12 protein-coding genes, 2 tRNA genes and 1 pseudogene are annotated in these 17,568 nt (G+C 34.3%); 10 read left to right on the forward strand and 5 right to left on the reverse strand.

Annotated features, from left to right (window positions below; translation table 11 throughout):
* Nucleotides 1–630 precede the first annotated feature (630 nt).
* Nucleotides 631–3,339, forward strand: coding sequence for a magnesium-translocating P-type ATPase (gene mgtA, locus AC5LW9_RS06950; protein WP_493455492.1), 2,709 nt, complete (start codon nt 631–633; stop codon nt 3,337–3,339).
* Between the two features lie 347 nt (nt 3,340–3,686).
* Here the strand turns inward: mgtA and AC5LW9_RS06955 are convergent, their stop codons facing one another.
* A complete protein-coding gene (locus AC5LW9_RS06955) occupies nt 3,687–3,917 on the reverse strand; it encodes an HP1242/YdcH family protein (RefSeq protein WP_039127841.1) in 231 nt (76 codons plus the stop codon).
* Nucleotides 3,918–4,084: 167 nt separating this feature from the next.
* Between AC5LW9_RS06955 and AC5LW9_RS06960 the strand changes: the two genes are divergently transcribed.
* Complete coding sequence (locus tag AC5LW9_RS06960; RefSeq protein WP_039127838.1) at nt 4,085–5,614, forward strand: helicase HerA-like C-terminal domain-containing protein; 1,530 nt, start codon at nt 4,085–4,087, stop codon at nt 5,612–5,614.
* Nucleotides 5,615–5,666: 52 nt separating this feature from the next.
* A complete protein-coding gene (locus tag AC5LW9_RS06965; RefSeq protein WP_086327455.1) occupies nt 5,667–6,755 on the forward strand; it encodes an AI-2E family transporter in 1,089 nt (362 codons plus the stop codon).
* A 31-nt stretch (nt 6,756–6,786) separates the two neighbouring features.
* On the opposite strand, the gene bcp is transcribed toward AC5LW9_RS06965, so the two are convergent.
* Entirely contained in the window at nt 6,787–7,254 is a 468-nt protein-coding gene (gene bcp / locus AC5LW9_RS06970; protein ID WP_039127832.1) for a thioredoxin-dependent thiol peroxidase, read from the reverse strand.
* Between the two features lie 96 nt (nt 7,255–7,350).
* Nucleotides 7,351–8,649 (reverse strand): glutamate-1-semialdehyde 2,1-aminomutase, encoded by a 1,299-nt coding sequence (gene hemL / locus AC5LW9_RS06975; protein WP_493455493.1) that lies wholly within the window; start codon nt 8,647–8,649, stop codon nt 7,351–7,353.
* 154 nt (nt 8,650–8,803) lie between these two features.
* Here hemL and erpA point away from each other — a divergent pair, with 154 nt between their 5' ends.
* The 4 genes from erpA to AC5LW9_RS06995 all read left to right on the forward strand — a co-directional run bounded on the left by erpA (nt 8,804) and on the right by AC5LW9_RS06995 (nt 10,342).
* Nucleotides 8,804–9,142 (forward strand): iron-sulfur cluster insertion protein ErpA, encoded by a 339-nt coding sequence (gene erpA / locus AC5LW9_RS06980; protein ID WP_025315260.1) that lies wholly within the window; start codon nt 8,804–8,806, stop codon nt 9,140–9,142.
* A gap of 384 nt (nt 9,143–9,526) precedes the next feature.
* Nucleotides 9,527–9,614 (forward strand) — tRNA-Leu (locus tag AC5LW9_RS06985).
* A 17-nt stretch (nt 9,615–9,631) separates the two neighbouring features.
* A tRNA-Gly gene (locus AC5LW9_RS06990) sits at nt 9,632–9,707 on the forward strand.
* 293 nt (nt 9,708–10,000) lie between these two features.
* Nucleotides 10,001–10,342, forward strand: a complete 342-nt coding sequence (locus tag AC5LW9_RS06995; protein WP_493455494.1) for an Arm DNA-binding domain-containing protein — start codon at nt 10,001–10,003, stop codon at nt 10,340–10,342.
* A gap of 143 nt (nt 10,343–10,485) precedes the next feature.
* On the opposite strand, the gene AC5LW9_RS07000 is transcribed toward AC5LW9_RS06995, so the two are convergent.
* Nucleotides 10,486–11,608, reverse strand: a protein-coding gene (locus AC5LW9_RS07000) for an IS3 family transposase (RefSeq protein WP_493455495.1) whose coding sequence is annotated in 2 segments (ribosomal slippage) — nt 10,486–11,353 and nt 11,352–11,608 — 1,125 coding nt in all. Because the reading frame shifts where the segments join, the coding sequence is not laid out codon by codon here.
* 83 nt (nt 11,609–11,691) lie between these two features.
* Between AC5LW9_RS07000 and AC5LW9_RS07005 the strand changes: the two genes are divergently transcribed.
* The gene (locus AC5LW9_RS07005; RefSeq protein ID WP_198236981.1) at nt 11,692–11,943 is read left to right on the forward strand and encodes a hypothetical protein; all 252 of its coding nucleotides are present in this window, start codon (nt 11,692–11,694) and stop codon (nt 11,941–11,943) included.
* A gap of 23 nt (nt 11,944–11,966) precedes the next feature.
* On the opposite strand, the pseudogene AC5LW9_RS07010 reads toward AC5LW9_RS07005, so the two are convergent.
* Nucleotides 11,967–12,176: pseudogene (locus tag AC5LW9_RS07010) on the reverse strand (HipA N-terminal domain-containing protein); the annotation flags it as partial.
* A gap of 809 nt (nt 12,177–12,985) precedes the next feature.
* On the opposite strand from AC5LW9_RS07010, the gene AC5LW9_RS07015 reads away from it, so the two are divergent.
* A complete protein-coding gene (locus AC5LW9_RS07015; RefSeq protein WP_493455496.1) occupies nt 12,986–13,903 on the forward strand; it encodes a hypothetical protein in 918 nt (305 codons plus the stop codon).
* A 35-nt stretch (nt 13,904–13,938) separates the two neighbouring features.
* Nucleotides 13,939–17,568, forward strand: coding sequence for a toxin VasX (locus tag AC5LW9_RS07020; protein ID WP_493455497.1), 3,630 nt, complete (start codon nt 13,939–13,941; stop codon nt 17,566–17,568).

The following is a 17,568-nucleotide window of genomic DNA, read 5'->3' on the forward strand; positions in this document are numbered from 1 at the left end:
GCTAATTTTAATTTTCAAGCCGTTTTACGTGCTGTTTTTAAGCGAACTCGAAATATTTTTTTGATAACGGGTTGACTTACTTTTGTGAAAAGCGTATAACTTGCCCACCTTGGAGCTTTTCTTTCTTTTTTAACTATCAAAGCGGTTTAAAAATGAGGGTGAAGAAAAGTTGAAATCCAAAGGGTAGAGTTCAATTTACAGGAGAAATATGGACACTCAATCGGGTCACCCCAAACAGTGGGGAGATAAATTCAAACACATCATTGTCGGTTAATGAACCTGTCTAAATAGTTATTTTTTCAGTTCACGAGCCGAAATTGATAAAAACGGTAACGGTGAACGATATGCAGTTTTCTACATGCTATCACTCAAATTCAAAACATCATTGCGCTCTTAAAGTGCTTCTAAGGGTATTATATCTTACAGACAAGCATTTAGAGCCACCAAGTTGTATCTAACTCTTAACTAATTTTAATTCTCTAAAATTTTATTTTATGCCAAGCATTAGCTTGAATGGCTAGTTATTGCTTTGCGTTTAGATTTTAGCCAATAAGAACTGATATATGCCTAGTTATGATTTAACTTAGGAATAGGTTCCTTTTGTCTAAAAAGTATGGATAGGTACAGACTATGACTAAAAAAACATCTAAAGTAAAGACAGAAAATACTTCAAACATAAAAGCCCTTAAAGAGGCTCAAAACAGTCTTGATAACATTTTATCTAATTTCCAATCAAGTCTTTCTGGATTAACTCAAGAAAGCGCAAAATCAAGATTGGAACAATATGGAAAAAATGAAGTCGCTCGTGAAAAAGTACCTTCTGCTTTTGTCCAATTACTATTAGCTTTTAAAAATCCATTTATATTTGTATTGTTGACATTAGCGATAGTTAGTTTTGTTACTGATTACTGGTTACCACTACAAGATGGTGACGAGACCGATTTGACTGGTGTTATCATTATCCTCACTATGGTGACACTGAGTGGGATATTACGTTTTTGGCAGGAATTTAGATCAAACAAGGCTGCCGAAGCCTTAAAATCTATGATCCGAACCACTGCAACGGTATTGCGTCGAGCACATAAAGATATGAGCCCAGAACGCATTGAAATACCATTAAGTGAAATTGTACCAGGCGATATTGTTTATTTGTCAGCAGGCGATATGATCCCGGCCGATATTCGTTTGATTGAATCACGAGACTTATTTGTTAGCCAAGCAGTATTAACAGGGGAATCAATTCCGGTTGAAAAATATGACACATTAGGTGCTGTAACTCAAAAAAACAGTGATAATGTTGATGCTGCCGATATCGATAAAGATAATGTGCTGGATGTGAATAATGTCTGTTTTATGGGTACCAATGTAGTGAGTGGAACTGCAACTGCTATTGTGGTTGCGACAGGTGCAGATACCCATTTTGGTTCGTTAGCAAAATCGATAGTAGGATCAAGAGCCGAAACTTCATTCGATCGTGGCGTAAACAGCGTAAGTTGGTTATTGATTCGCTTTATGTTAGTCATGGTTCCTATTGTTTTATTAATAAATGGATTCACTAAAGGCGATTGGGGAGAAGCAGCATTATTTGCTTTAGCGGTTGCGGTTGGTTTAACACCTGAAATGTTACCAATGATCGTGAGTGCAAATCTTGCCAAAGGTGCTGTAGGAATGGCAAAGCGCAAAGTTGTTGTGAAACGTTTGAACGCTATTCAAAACTTTGGTGCAATGGATATTTTATGTACTGATAAAACGGGTACATTGACTCAAGATAAAATCATTTTAGAACATCATTTAGATATTAATGGGCAAATTGATGCATCTGTATTACAACTAGCATGGCTTAACAGTTACTATCAAAGTGGAATGAAAAACTTGATGGATAAAGCCATCATCCGTTTTGCAGAAGAAAAGACCAGTGTTAAAAAAGTAGGTATTGGTTTTTATAAAAAAATTGATGAATTACCTTTTGATTTTGTTCGTCGTCGCTTATCAGTTGTTGTTCAAGGCAATGATGATAATCATTTAATGATCTGTAAAGGTGCCGTTGAAGAAATGCTATCAATTTCGGATTTTGTCTATGAAAACGGAGAATATTTGCCATTAGACGAAAACCGTAAGAAAGCATTGATTGAATTGGCGCATAACTATAACAAAGATGGTTTTAGAGTATTAGCCGTTGGTATAAAAGACATTCCTGTTGCCCAGACTAAAACTCAATACAATGTTCAAGACGAAAAAGCTTTAGCGATTCGTGGATTTTTAACTTTCTTAGATCCGCCCAAAGAGAGCGCTTATGAGGCTATTTCAGCATTAAACGAACATGGGGTTGGCGTTAAAGTGTTAACAGGTGATAATGAAATAATCACCATTAAAGTCTGCCGTGAAGTAGGTTTAGAACCCGGTATTCCTTTACTTGGAACTGAAATTGAAACAATGGATGATGCAGCGCTAAAAGTACAGATTGAACAACGTACTATTTTTGCTAAATTAACACCATTGCAAAAATCACGAATAATTCGTTTATTGCAAGAAAATGGTCATACCGTTGGTTTTCTAGGTGATGGTATTAATGATGCACCTGCATTACGTGATGCTGATGTGGGGATCTCAGTTGATACCGCGACAGATATTGCTAAAGAATCGGCAGATATTATCCTTTTGGAAAAAAGCCTAATGGTATTAGAAGAAGGTGTTATTTGTGGCCGTGAAACTTTCGGTAATATCATGAAATATCTCAATATGACGGCAAGTTCTAACTTTGGTAATATATTCTCAGTATTAGTTGCTAGTGCTTTTTTACCGTTTTTACCTATGCTAGCAATACATTTACTTATTCAAAACTTGCTGTATGATATTTCACAACTCTCCTTACCGTGGGATAAGATGGATGAAGAGTTTTTACAAAAACCACGTAAATGGGATGCACGAAATATTGGACGTTTTATGATTTGGATCGGGCCAACATCGTCCATTTTTGATATCACAACGTATGCACTAATGTGGTTTATATTTGGTGCTAATAGTATTGAAGCGCAATCACTGTTCCATTCTGGTTGGTTCATTGAAGGATTGTTATCACAAACGCTGGTTGTGCACATGCTTAGAACACAAAAAATTCCATTTGTGCAAAGTACAGCTGCATTCCCAGTTATTGTAATGACCATGCTAATTATGGCAGTGGGTATTTATATTCCGTTTTCACCATTAGGTGGATTAATTGGATTGCAACCATTACCTTGGTCATATTTCCCATGGCTATTAGTAACTCTATTTAGCTATTGCTGTGTTGCTCAATTAATGAAACGCATCTATATCAAACGTTTTGGGCAATGGTTCTAGCTTCATTGATGACTATATAGGTGATGTCAATTTCACTTATATAGTAAAACTGTATCTTGAAATTATATTTATTAAAAATATCTTGTGAATCATACAATTACAACAAAAAGGAAATAACACATGAAGACACCACATAAAAACTTAATTGTACTAATTAAAAGCCGTAAACAAAAAAAGGCTCAACAACAATTAGCTAAAAAATAAAAAGCTTAATCACCAACATTGTAATAAAATCGTTGGTGTAACTATTTAAGTTGATATAAAATAAAAAACCCCATTAATTGGGGTTTTTTATTACACACTAATTTTCACATCTATTTATCAATTTATAATCACTATCTAATTAATTATAATTTTAAATGGTTATCATTGGTTTTTCTTAAAATATCATAAATTTCATCTTTCAGCTTTAATTTTTGCTTTTTCAATGCATCTATCGTTTCGCTAGTATCAACAGTAATTCCAGACTCAATATTTTTAATTTTTTGATCAAGTTCATTGTGTAAATCGAACAGTTTTTGAAAACGTAAATCGTTATTTTTTAATTTAGAGATTAATTCTCGATATTCTGGAAACATAACGGCTCCTTATATTGGCTAGATGGATAATAAAAATAGCGGTTACTGCTAATTCAGAATACAATATTATTTAAAACTTTAACAGTAAAAAGCATTTAATTGACAAAATTGGCCAATTGTTTTTATAACATCAAATATTAAATAACAATTTTACAAGAGGTTAATCCATGAGTGAATCGATCATCATCGCCAAAAGCCATGGCAAAGATTTATCCATCGTTGCAGCATTAGCTAATCGTCATGGTTTAATTACTGGCGCAACAGGTACTGGTAAAACAGTCACATTACAAAAAATGGCTGAAGGATTTTCGCAAATAGGCGTGCCGGTTTTTCTTGCTGATGTTAAAGGCGATCTAACAGGTCTTGGCGAAAAGGCTGTTTTAACAGAAAAATTAAAAACACGTTTAGACAATATAGAAGTTTTTAATTGGCAGCCTGATGCATCACCCATTGAATTATGGGATGTATTTGCTGAAAAAGGGGTCCCTGTTCGTAGTACTGTATCAGATATAGGGCCAATTTTACTTGCTCGGTTACTCAATCTAAATGATATACAGTCTGGTGTATTACAATTAGTTTTTAAAATTGCTGATGATAATGGTTTATTATTACTCGATTTCAAAGATCTGCGATCATTAATTCAATTTGTAGGCGATAACGCCAAACAGTTTACCACTCAATACGGTAATATTTCTTTATCGTCAATAGGGGCGATTCAACGTGGATTGTTAACACTTGAACAACAAGGTGCGGAGTTTTTTCTTGGCGAACCAATGCTTGATATTCAAGATTTAATGCAGGTAAATGCAGAAGGACGTGGAATTATCAATATTTTATCTGCACAGAGATTATACAATTCACCTAAATTATATTCTGTCTTCCTTTTATGGTTGTTATCCGAACTTTTTGAGCATTTACCAGAAATAGGCGATCCAGATAAACCAAAATTGGTGTTCTTTTTTGATGAGGCTCATTTATTGTTTAATGATATTTCGCCAGCATTATTAGAAAAAATTGAACAAGTAGTACGCTTAATTCGTTCCAAAGGCGTGGGTATTTATTTTGCTTCGCAAAATCCGACAGATATACCGGATACTGTTCTCGGGCAATTAGGTAATCGTGTTCAGCATGCCTTGCGAGCTTTTACACCGAAAGATCAAAAAGCGGTTAAAACGGCTGCGCAAACAATGCGTGCTAATCCAAGTTTTGATACTGAAAAAGCGATAATGGAATTAGGTGTTGGTGAAGCTTTAATTTCATTTTTAGATGAAAAAGGCCGACCAAATATGGTCGAACGTGGTTTTGTGATTGCGCCAGAATCGAAAATGGGTGCGATGTCTCCAGAAAATCAATCGGCAATTATTCAACATTCCCAGTATTATAATAAATATCGATCAACCATAGATCGTCAATCTGCTTATGAGATATTAAAAAATGGATTTTCATTAGATAACTTATCTAACTCTCAAACCGATAAAAATAATCAAAACCTCAATAATGACGCTGAAAACCAACAAAATAAAAATAGTGGTGGATTGCTTGATTTTTTCAGTTCAATATTTTTTGGTTCGAAAGGCCCAAAAGGGGGACAGCATGATGGTATTGCCCAACAACTAGCTAAAAGTGCTACCAGACAAGTAGTTAATCAAATTAGTAGAAAAATCACCCGTGGCATATTAGGTGGTTTTAAAAAATAATCAATCAAAGTGTGTATAATTTAAAAAAAACCAGCATGATAGGAGAATTTTGATGTTAAAAATGTTTATGGAATGGTATAAAAAGCGTTTTAGCGATCCGCATGTAGTGTCATTGATGGCGGTTATTTTAGGCTTATTTATTATCATCTATTTTTTCAATAAAATTCTGCTACCTATCTTAATTGCCATCGTACTGTCCTATTTACTCGATAGTCCGGTTAATTTTTTACATAAACGAGGTTTACCAAGAACACTCGCCGTTGTGATTGTTTTATTACTGTTTATTATGGTGGTTTTTGTTGGGTTTATGATTTTACTACCGCTAATTTGGCAACAAAGTATTAGCTTGATAACCAATATCCCTAACATGCTCAATTTTGCTAATAATTTCTTAACTACATTACCTCAACATTATCCTGAATTAATTGATGTTGGGTTATTTGATTCCATAATTCAGGGTATCACCAGTAGAGTTGTGCAAACAGGAAACTCATTATTGCAATTTTCGATTGTTTCTTTATTAGGATTTGTATCTGTGGCAATTAACGCTGTCTTGGTACCAATAATGATGTTCTTTTTATTAAAAGATAAAACTAAGATCTGGGCCTATTGTTCTAAAATATTACCTAAGAATCGTACAATTTTAGATAAAGTTGCCGTTGAAATGGATATGCAAATCTCAAACTATATCGTTGGTAATGTGTTACACATTATCATATTAGCTGTATGCGTATATATTCCGTTCTGGTATTTTGGATTAGATTATGGTTTATTACTTGCTGTTTTGGTGGGCTTATCGGTATTGATTCCATATATTGGTATTATTATTTCAAGCATCCCTGTGGTTTTAATCGCTATCTTTCAGTGGGGAATAAGTCCTGAATTTAGTTATTTAATTTTCTGTTATGTTTTAATCCAAGCTTTGGATGGGAATTTATTAGTACCTTGTTTATTCTCAGAGAAATTGAATCTTCATCCTTTAGTTATTATTGTCGCTGTGATCGTATTTGGTGGATTATGGGGATTTTGGGGAATATTTTTTGCTATACCATTGGCAACATTAGTAAAAGCTATTATTAACGCTTGGCCAACACCTGAAGATATAAATAATAATAGTTTAAAAGAAATTAAAGCAGATTAAGCAATTTAATCTGCTTTAAAAATTATTTAGATTAATTTTTGAGATAGTCTAAAACAACTTCATGATGATCACTTGTTTTAAAATTATCAAAGACTTTTTCAATAATACCGTCTTTGTTAATTAAAAAACTTATTCGATGAATACCTTCATAGGTTTTACCCATGAATTCCTTTTCGCCCCAAGTTCCAAATGCTTGGGCAACTTCATGATTTTCATCAGAAAGCAAAGTAAAATTTAACAGTTCTTTTTCAACAAATCGGGATAACTTTTCAGGCTTATCGGTACTAATACCAAGGATCACCACGTCATATTTTTCAAAATCGTCAGAGCTATCTCGTAAATTACAAGCTTGCACTGTACAACCGGGTGTCATGGCTTTGGGATAAAAATAAATTAAAACACGTTGACCTTTGAAATCTTTTAAGCTGATGTACTCTCCATCTTGGTCAGGTAATGAAAACTCAGGTGCTTTTTCACCTTCTTTTAGTGGATTAACCATATAATATTTACCTATTTTAATAGTTTAATTTTTTATCTCTGTAATGTATTAAAAAATAGTGTCATTTTTTCAGTTATAAAATAAAGAATTTAAAAACTAAAAATTTAAGTTACTAAAAAAACGATTTGCTGCATCAATTGTGTGATTGATCTCCCTGTCGGTGTGTTTAATCGACATGAAACCTGCTTCAAATGCAGATGGTGCAAGATAAACACCTTCAGCGAGCATATGATGATAGAATTTTTTGAATAATTCAATATTACACTGCATAACGTCCTGATAACTGCTTACTTCACCAGCAGTTGTAAAAAATAGTCCAAACATGGCACCAGCATAATTGACTACTAATGGTACATTATGTGTTTTGGCCGCTATTTTTAGACCATCAGCTAGCGCTGCTGTTTTATCTGTTAATTCTTGATAGACTCCGACATCCATCAGCTTATTCAAAGTGGTGTATCCAGCAGCCATCGCAACCGGGTTGCCAGATAATGTACCGGCTTGATAGATTGGTCCAGTTGGGGCCAATTGTTGCATAATGTCAGCACGTCCACCAAAAGCACCTACAGGCATGCCACCACCAATAATTTTTCCTAAGCAGGTTAAATCAGGCACTATGTCATAATAATCTTGAGCTCCGCCCAGCGCGACTCTAAATCCTGTCATTACTTCATCTATAATTAGTAGCGCCTCATATTCATCGCATAATGCTCGTAATCCATGTAAAAACTCTTTTTTCGCTGGTACACAATTCATATTACCCGCTACTGGCTCAATAATGATAGCTGCAATATCGTTAGGATATTGCTCAAATTGTTGTTTGACTGATGCCAAATTATTATAATCACACACTAACGTATGCTTAACAAAATCATTAGGCACTCCCGGTGAAGTGGGATGGCCAAAGGTAAGAGCGCCAGACCCTGCTTTAACCAATAAATAATCTGCATGCCCATGATAACAACCTTCAAACTTAATAATCTTATCGCGTCCGGTAAATCCACGAGCAACTCGAATTGCACTCATGGTTGCTTCAGTACCCGAATTTACCATGCGTAGCATTTCAATTGAAGGCATTAACTGTGTAACAAGATTAGCAACTTTGGTTTCTATCTCTGTTGGAGCACCATAACTTAAGCCATTATGAACCGCATGAATAACTGCATTGGCTACATCTGGATCGTTATGCCCTAAAATCATGGGTCCCCAAGAACCTACATAATCAATATAAGCTTTTCCATCAACATCATAAATATAAGCGCCATTGGCGCGCTCAATAAATAATGGCGTACCACCAACACCATTAAAAGCTCGCACAGGAGAATTAACACCGCCAGGCATTACAGATAATGCTTGATGATACAACTTTTCTGATTTAAATTTATCTAGCTTCATTAAGGTGACCTCTATGAAAAATTTTGTTGTATTTATTCATAAAATCAAAATAAATTCAAGTTAGCTATTAAAAATTTATTTAATAGAAGTTTTCATTTTGTATTTTCAATCTGCAAAGGTATATAATATCTCAATCAAATATTGGGAGAAAAAAATGAGTAATGCTTTTCCGATTAACTTTACAGATGCTGCCGCTAATAAAGTTAAATTATTAGTAACAGAAGAAGAAAATCCAAACCTCAAATTACGAGTTTACATCACTGGCGGTGGTTGTAGTGGTTTTCAATATGGTTTCACTTTTGATGAAAAAGTAAATGAAGATGATCTTGCTATCGAAAAAAATGGCGTTTCACTTGTTGTTGATCCAATGAGTTTGCAATATCTAGTCGGTGGTACTATTGATTATGTTGAAGGCTTACAAGGATCACGTTTTGTGGTAGATAATCCGAATGCGACAACAACATGTGGTTGTGGCTCATCTTTTAGTGTCTAATTAAACTACTGTTCTTCATTTATATCATCCATTTTTCATAGCAAAATTGCCTTATTATTAAATGGCATTTTGCTAATGTAACCATTTAGAGCATAATTTTATATAGCAATCCTAAATAATTTTATGTTCTGATCTCCAAGCATAATCGAATTTGACGTAAATAATCTCATTACAATTTAACTTAAAAAAATATATGCCCATTTAATTTTTACTTTATTTTGGATATAAAAAACGTCATTAAAACCTGAAAAGATTAATAATTTGGCAAAATATGACAAACATTGAGCAATCGAACAATTATTTTTAATTTTTAGTTGACGATATTTTTTAGATGAGTAAAATGCACAGCATCAAAACGCAATTACATTTTGTAATAAGTTTTAAGCCCGGGTGGTGAAATCGGTAGACACAAGGGATTTAAAATCCCTCGGCCTTTTTGGCCGTGCGAGTTCAAGTCTCGCCCCGGGCACCATTTAAAACACTTCTCTTGCGGGAATAGCTCAGTTGGTAGAGCGCAACCTTGCCAAGGTTGAGGTCGCGAGTTCGAACCTCGTTTCCCGCTCCAAATCTTCTTATAAAGACTTCCATTAAAGTTCATAACTTCTTGAAATTGCAGTGTTTACTGTAAACTTATCTTCGTTAAAGATTATTATTGTGCGCTTAAAGTAAGTATATTTAAGTCCACCGCTATATTTATCTTAGATAGCAGTATAACTGGATATTTTACCTTTTTTCCTATTTCGTCGTTGTTTTAGGTCGAGTAAGTATTTGGTGATTACACCGTGCAGTCTCTTTGTTCCTAGACAGTTTTTGACATGAAAAAAAAACTTTGAACAACGAACAAGAGGATATAGCACCATGACACTGCTAACCGATTTATCAATTCGACGAGCCAAGCCTGCCGCTAAAGCCTATAACCTAGAAGACTGCGCAGGTTTGTACCTTAACATTAAGTTTAACGGCACTAAACAATGGGTGTTTCGCTTTTACTGGGAAGGCACACAAAAACGAATCTCTTTTGGGGTGTACCCTGATGTAGATTTTAAGAAAGCGCGTTCTTTACGTCAACAGGTGCAGGATTTAATTGCTTCTAGCATTGACTTGCGTACTGGCAGAAAGAGTGTATTAAAATCTGCCAGCAAAGTCTTGCAAAACAGATTAACCTTTGCTGAGTATGCTCAGATTAAGAAGCGGTTATGATTATGACAGTATTTGATGTTCAAGCTGTGATGGCTGATTTAAAACAGTAGAGGATGTTAGGCGAACGCCTCGACCTTCAAGATTAATACGCTTTAAGACTGAACTATGGTATGTCCACACTTTTTAGTACCAAAAAGATAAGGTCATCGATTTCTTTTGTATTCAATCGGTGACTGATAATTTAATGTTGAATGAAGTCGATTGCAGTTAAACCAATCGACATGATGATTAAATTCCAACCTAAGCTGCTCCAGTGAATCAAAAATAGTATTCGATACAAACTCTGTTTTCACCGCTTTAAATGTTGCTTCCGCAACTGCATTATCATACGGGCAGCCTTTACGGCTTAATGAACGTTTAATGCTAAACTCGGTTAAACACTCATCAATCAGATGATTATCGAACTCTTTTCCTCTATCTGAGTGAAAAAACTCAATAGACTGTAAATTCATTGGAATTTGACTGATTGCTTGCATAACTAACCCTGCTGTTTTATGCCTGCCAGCACTTCGTCCAACTATCTCTCGATTACTGACATCAACAATCACACAAAGGTAGTGCCACCGCTCTTTAACCCTCACATAGGTTAAATCAGTCACCAATATTTTTCGTGGTTGACCTATCTCAAACTCTCGATTAAGTTCATTCCCCACACTCGATTCATTACTTTTTCCAACGTGAATACGATATTTTTTACAAGTGTATTTTGAGACCCAGCCATTTTTTGCCATAATTCGACCAATTCGTCGTCGAGATAAAATCATGCCTTGCTTTCTCAGTTCTGCCTGCAGGCGCCTTGTACCATAAGCGCGGTAATTATCATTAAAGACTCTACCGACTCTTTCACTGAGCACAACATCTTGCGGTTGTTGGGGCAATTGCCGTTGATAATAAAAACGATTTCTTGTTACTTTTAAGCAACGACATAATCCTCGCAAAGTGTATCGGTGCTTATTGTGTAAAATTAGCTCGATTTTCGCCCCATTATCAACGCAGCTTGCTTTAGGATATGTTCTCCATTAACAAGCGTTTGTTCTCTTTGCGTAGTGCGATAAGCTCGTTCTCCTCCGCACTGCGATTATCTTTAGCGGTAAATGACCCCGTGGTTTGATACTGAGTTATCCAATTATCTAATGCTGATTTGGTGAGGTCATACTGAGCGACGATATCAGCACGTTTTTTACCATTTTGATACAGCATTACCATCTGTTTTTTGAACTCGTTAGTAAAGCTGCGTTTTTCTCTTCGGGTTAAATTGATTGTCATTATTGTTACCTTTTTTTATTGTTGGTTTATCATAACAATGACCTTATAAAATTGGTACTAATTAGTGTAGCCTATCCATTAGCATGAAAAAAAATAATAAGATTTTAGTCGCTGTTATTCAAAATTTATCAATAATAAGCTTGAAACATAATTTTATTCCTGATTACCTGTTAAATAGATTATCTGATTTAAAAATTAATACAGAGCTAAACAATAATGAGATATTAGAATATACAAAAGATAAAGAAGAATTAAATGTATTATTAAAAAATAAATATACGTTTGATGAAGACGAAAACTATAGCAAAAGAGTCGATATTTTATTAGGAACATAAGCAAAGCGGGTTTTACTGTTAGATTCCATACCAATACTTGATAGTAGATCAAATGGTTGATTGGTTACAGTTTGAAATTGTTGCTGAATGCTATCTCGGATACTTTGATTATCAGGTAATAAATTATCGAAAAAATTGTAAACGATATCACCTTCATAAGTTTGTTCTCGCAATGGTAGAGATAACGAGATAGCTCGGCTACCAGCCAAAGATAACCACTTGTGAGCGTATTTGGAATAGTCAGTTTTAGGAAAATAATAAGGAAGTATTTGCACATTATGAAATCCTTTTTCAAATATAGGTAAGTGTATTAACTGTTAACTTAAGTTAATCACTATTGTAAAATAGTAATAAAATAAACTTATCAATAAATTCTCCCCTACAAAGCTTATATTAAAACTTTGTAGGGTTATTAACAATTATTCAAGGTTTATAAAGTACTTAACATACTGTATTGATTAAGTATAGATCTTCCAACATAATTTTCAAAAAACTCTTACCAGTATCATAAATATAACCACAAGAACTAAGGCATCACCCTGTTCTAATGCAATATTTAGTGGCACAGAATGTCTGAGTTGATAAATAGTGGTTTTGACTATAACAGTATATGTTATATGATGTTACCTAAAAATCTAAAGCTAACTAAAATTGAAAGATCTTTTCGATTCGGCATCCACACCAATTCCAAAAAATACACCAGCCCAAAGCTGGTTTTTTATGTCCAAAGCAATTATTAGAATTACTTTTCCTATTTTTTATCAACTGGCTTCAACTGAAATCAATCCATATTAGGATAAAAGTGTCTAAGCTATGACGCAATGATTTATAATGTGATTTTGGTTATATATGAGTTTATTATTTATTCATTTACAATGCGTATGTCAGGTGTTTCATGCTTAAATTAGAAAGACAACAACACGTTTTTGAAGACATCTTTATTATCAGAAAAGTTGATAATGTTCTTTGCATTATAATAGTCAAACAGATAAACTAAACCACATAAATAATTGTTATTGATTTGTTTGTTGAGGTTTTAGTTTTGTTAGTACATCAATTATCAAATGCTTTAAACGAAGATCAAGCTAACTGTTACCGTTATTTACTTGTAGATCCATTAAAACCAGTTAAAATTGTTGAGCCACTCGCGCTGGAAAATATTAAAGATGTCTTTTCTAGCGATGAGCTTAAAGTTATCTTACGCCCTGATTTATCCTATGAACCTACTATTTGTCCCCATCTTATATTGCTGGCGAAACCGGGAGAAGTATTAGAGCCTGAATTATTGGATTTAACGATAACTCGAATCGAAAAAGAGCGCTCCCATTACAAACATTACATTTGTGCGTGGATAAGTAGTGAACTTGATATACAGAATTTAGCCGAAAAGATGATTGATTTAGGTCTACAGCTAGGTCGTTTACTCTCGCCTAAACAGCCTACTTTCTTACCTTTCTATGAACATATTCGATTGCAATTATTAAAAGAAAGCCTCTCGGTTGAACGTTTATTATCAGGATTATTCAATTTTATTCATCGCTATACTTATATGAATTATTATGGCCAATTAATTCAAATTAAAGCAGCCGATAATTTACTGACGAAAGACTTTCTCTTATCCAGTCAGATATTTTTACAAAATGCATTACAGTATCAAAATGAACCTAAAGCCACTTTTGGGTTGGTCAAAATGTGGCAAGATAATATTCAAACATTACCACCTAATGCGCTATTTTTATCCGCTAAAAAATTGCTTGATGCAAAAAATATTGGGTTTACTAACCTTGAAGATAGATTAGTTTACGCACTGTATTGCCTGATTTATCAGGTTGATTTAATTACTATCGAAACGATTTCACCGCATATTTTATCAGCGATTTTAGCACCAGGTTCACTAAAGAAACGCTTAGAACAATTGGAAAATGATATTAAAGCAAGTATAAATCAAAATAATAATTAATATTACTCGATAGATAGATTTGGATAGGAAAAACTATGGTTAGTGAAAATACACAAAACGTTGATACTTCTAGCTTATCGGCAATTGTATCATTAACAGACAATGGGCATGCATGTGTAAGGGAAGGATATCCGATTTTACTCTTAAGAAAGTCTGCGGTAAATAAGGTTTGGTCTTCACCATATTCGCAGCTCTTTTCATTCTTCGATTCATCACAATACTCTCTTGATGACCGAGAGCCACAAGAACCGTTACAAGATCATAATGAAGTATTAAGAGTGTTACGAGAAGGCTATGTTTATGTCCTTGCAGGAACCGATAATAAAAAAGACTATATTCGGTATTATGAAGTTTTAGAGGGCGGTATATTAAGGGAAAAAGCCCCAGAAGATCTTGAAATCGATAACAAGGATACCTTTCCAACACGATGTCTAGCTGACAATCATTATGTCCCAGCTTCATTTATCTCGGTTGATATTAGCAATGACGAATTAAGCGACAAACCTTTTTTATGGATTGCCTATAGCCGTTACCCTTGGAATAAACAAACTCGTGATTATTACAAAAATAGCCAAGATTTAGCTCGGTTTACTAAAATTGATTTAACTTCATTTATTCAAGCGCCAGATAACCACCCAAGAGGCATAGATTTAGCAAGCCAACATATTTTTGGTAAAATTTTAGAATTTATACCCTATATAACTGATAAATTGAGTTATTTACCGAATTATCAAGATAAAAGTGAACAACGTGATCCGTTTATTAATTTTATCAATGCCCGAAAGTCTCAATATAAAAAACCAGTTGGGGCGGTTATTTTAGAAGATCCCCTAGGTATGGTTGAGGACTTAAATTTTCAACGCTTAGCCGAAGTCAATTATACAGGGGATGCTAAATTACATAATAAAATTGATAATAAAAGCGATATTCCTTATGAATATCATGAGCTTCACACCCCAGAGGGACAATATAAAAAATTAAATTATGATTTAATTGAGCAATATAAAATTGCTATGAGAAAATATTTTGATGAAAATAGTACTGCTGGTACCGTTTTTGTCTCTAGTTTAGAAAATCTTTTTAGTAGTGATAAATGGCAATATGGTGGCTCGCTGGAAATTGTCGATGAAACAGGTAATCTGCGCTACGACTTATCCCAAGCAGAAAAAGCACATTATGATTTCGACCAATATTGGGCAAAGTTTAATAATCAATTAAAACTTGAAGAGTACAATCGCTTTGCTGATAAAGTAAAACAGTATGAGAAAATTAAAAAGAATAATGGTCGAGATTACGCCCTTTATTGTCGCTGGTTATTTTGTGATAAGTTGTCTGCCTCTGATTTTTTTTCGGGTAGAAAACATCAATTTGAAAATAAGGAAGAGATTACTTTTCCTGAGCAAAAAATATCCAGTTTTAATACTGTTAAATTTTGGGAGCAGGAGTTCAATTATGATAACCAAGATATCCATAATGATATATTAAATGATTCAATTCAGATATTTATATCACAAGGTAACAGTTATTATGATATGGGATTATGGGACGAACTCTTATCCAGTGATGAGACTTATTTTCATAAAGTCATTGCAGGAAAAAATCCTTCTTTTTGGAAAGAGGGTGATATCAAATCACTAGTGGATAAAGGCAACGAGCTCAACAATTTTTTAATTGAACATTGTCTTATTAATCCGATTATGGCTTTAGCACAATCACAGGCAATTCAACCTGAGAGTTCTGGTAAACAATTGGAAAAAATCACTAATGCACAAGGTGTAAAAAAAGCGTTATCAGAAGCAGGGCACACGAATGCTAAAAGTAGAACTATTACATTTAATATCAACACTGGCAAAATAAGTGCTTTGGAGAGTAATAAAAATGTTTCAATTACTTCGCAAACCACCATTGAAGACACCAAAAAAACCACTATCACCTTAACAATATTTTGTGATGATGATGGTTTTAAAAATATTGAAGATTATGTGAAACGGACTAATAGAGGCAATCGTGCTGTCAATGATGTGAATAAGCTGGCAACGGTAATTGATAATAATGTTGTCATAAATAATACTGACTCAAAAACAGTGAATCCTGATTTAATTACCGATGAGTTTCGTCTAACCTTACCGGAAGAGCGATATAAGCAACTTGAGGCTCAGCTCAAAACCAAACATGGTTCCAATTTTAGTGGTTTTGAGATTATTGACAGTAAAGATGGACTGATAACCGCAACATTTAAAGGTCGAGGAACACAAGAGAGTATTAATGAATTGAAAGCCTACCTGCAAAGATATGCCTCAGATACCACAAAAAATCAATTTGCATCCGTAAAAACACTAATAAATAAAATCACCAATAACCATATTGATATTACAATTCATGCTAATACTATGACCGAAGGCGCCCAAGAGATGGGAAATGTGATTAAAGAAAGCGTACCCTCTATTACCGCTAACGAACCTTCACCCCATCTAAGTAATGCACCGGTTAATCATCCTTCCAATCCTAAATTACGAGTGGCCTATGCAGCAAGTAGCACCTCAATTCTATTTGAATTCCTTTTATTAGCATGGCAAGCAAAATTATTGCTAGATAATAATAAAACTCTGCAAAAAACTAATTTAACACAAGAACAGCGGAGTGAAGCAATGGCAGGACTTATATTTGCTAGCGTATCTATCTCGATTAATACTATAACTTTTATTACTAACTCGGTCGATAAGCTTGCAAAGATGGCGGGTAACTTTAAAAGTAAAATAATGATAAGCGTTACTAATAAAGCTGTGGCACTATCCGAAAAAACCGTAATGAAAGTATTAATTAACCATGTCGAAAAACTGGCAAACACGGCAAGAGTTTTGGGAGTATTTGAAGGAGTAAAAGAAATGTGGTTTGGTTACAATAAAACTCAAGCAGGATTTTATTCTTCTGGGGGATGGCAAATTGCATCTGGTGTTCTTTTAGCTATATCAATGGGTTTCGGTAGCTCTGGTATCGGTATCGCATTATCGGTTGTCTGTATTGTATTATCGGTATTTTGTGCATTTATGAGCGAACTGACCTCATTAACGTCTATGGAGCGTTGGTTTGACCGTTGCTACTTTGGTTTAAATGAGCTAACCGGTAATTTATCTCCTTATCCTTTAACCGAAGACGGCGTTAAAAAGCTCATTCATGGCTTTTATGGTGCTTCTCGTGGTTACGAACTTTTTCTAACCAAAAAATCGCAAAAAAAATTAATTATTGATTATGGCGATAAGCATGATATTTATCTGAATGTAATTTTACCTAATTATAAACCGGACTGCATCCGCTATTATGGATCATTGATTGTTGAGAAAAAAGAGAGCAATCAAAATGAGCTAATTGGTCATAACTTGACAGGAACGACTTTTAAATCAACGACCTCTCGTGATAGCTCTGCTGGCTCGCTCTCAACGTTAGAGATGAAAGTTGATTTTACAAACCAAGCAAGTCAATTATCAGCAAAAAATCAGCTGGAAACCTATAAGCTTGATGAACAAGGTTCATTAATCATTTGTCCGGTGGTCTATGTGGCTGATGACAATATTGATACAAAAATAAGTGTGCTAGGTTTTATTGAAGAGCAAAATGGTAGCGAAGAACCATTTACCATTGAATTAGAAGATTATATTGATATTTGA

The sequence above is a fragment of the Gilliamella sp. LMG 34360 genome (assembly GCF_984568995.1).

Excerpts from the sequence above, each read along its gene's own strand:
- mgtA (WP_493455492.1), top strand. The coding sequence starts at position 631 with ATGACTAAAAAAACATCTAAAGTAAAGACAGAAAATACTTCAAACATA.
- AC5LW9_RS06955 (WP_039127841.1), bottom strand. The coding sequence starts at position 3,917 with ATGTTTCCAGAATATCGAGAATTAATCTCTAAATTAAAAAATAACGAT.
- AC5LW9_RS06960 (WP_039127838.1), top strand. The coding sequence starts at position 4,085 with ATGAGTGAATCGATCATCATCGCCAAAAGCCATGGCAAAGATTTATCC.
- AC5LW9_RS06965 (WP_086327455.1), top strand. The coding sequence starts at position 5,667 with ATGTTAAAAATGTTTATGGAATGGTATAAAAAGCGTTTTAGCGATCCG.
- bcp (WP_039127832.1), bottom strand. The coding sequence starts at position 7,254 with ATGGTTAATCCACTAAAAGAAGGTGAAAAAGCACCTGAGTTTTCATTA.
- hemL (WP_493455493.1), bottom strand. The coding sequence starts at position 8,649 with ATGAAGCTAGATAAATTTAAATCAGAAAAGTTGTATCATCAAGCATTA.
- erpA (WP_025315260.1), top strand. The coding sequence starts at position 8,804 with ATGAGTAATGCTTTTCCGATTAACTTTACAGATGCTGCCGCTAATAAA.
- AC5LW9_RS06995 (WP_493455494.1), top strand. The coding sequence starts at position 10,001 with ATGACACTGCTAACCGATTTATCAATTCGACGAGCCAAGCCTGCCGCT.
- AC5LW9_RS07005 (WP_198236981.1), top strand. The coding sequence starts at position 11,692 with ATGAAAAAAAATAATAAGATTTTAGTCGCTGTTATTCAAAATTTATCA.
- AC5LW9_RS07020 (WP_493455497.1), top strand. The coding sequence starts at position 13,939 with ATGGTTAGTGAAAATACACAAAACGTTGATACTTCTAGCTTATCGGCA.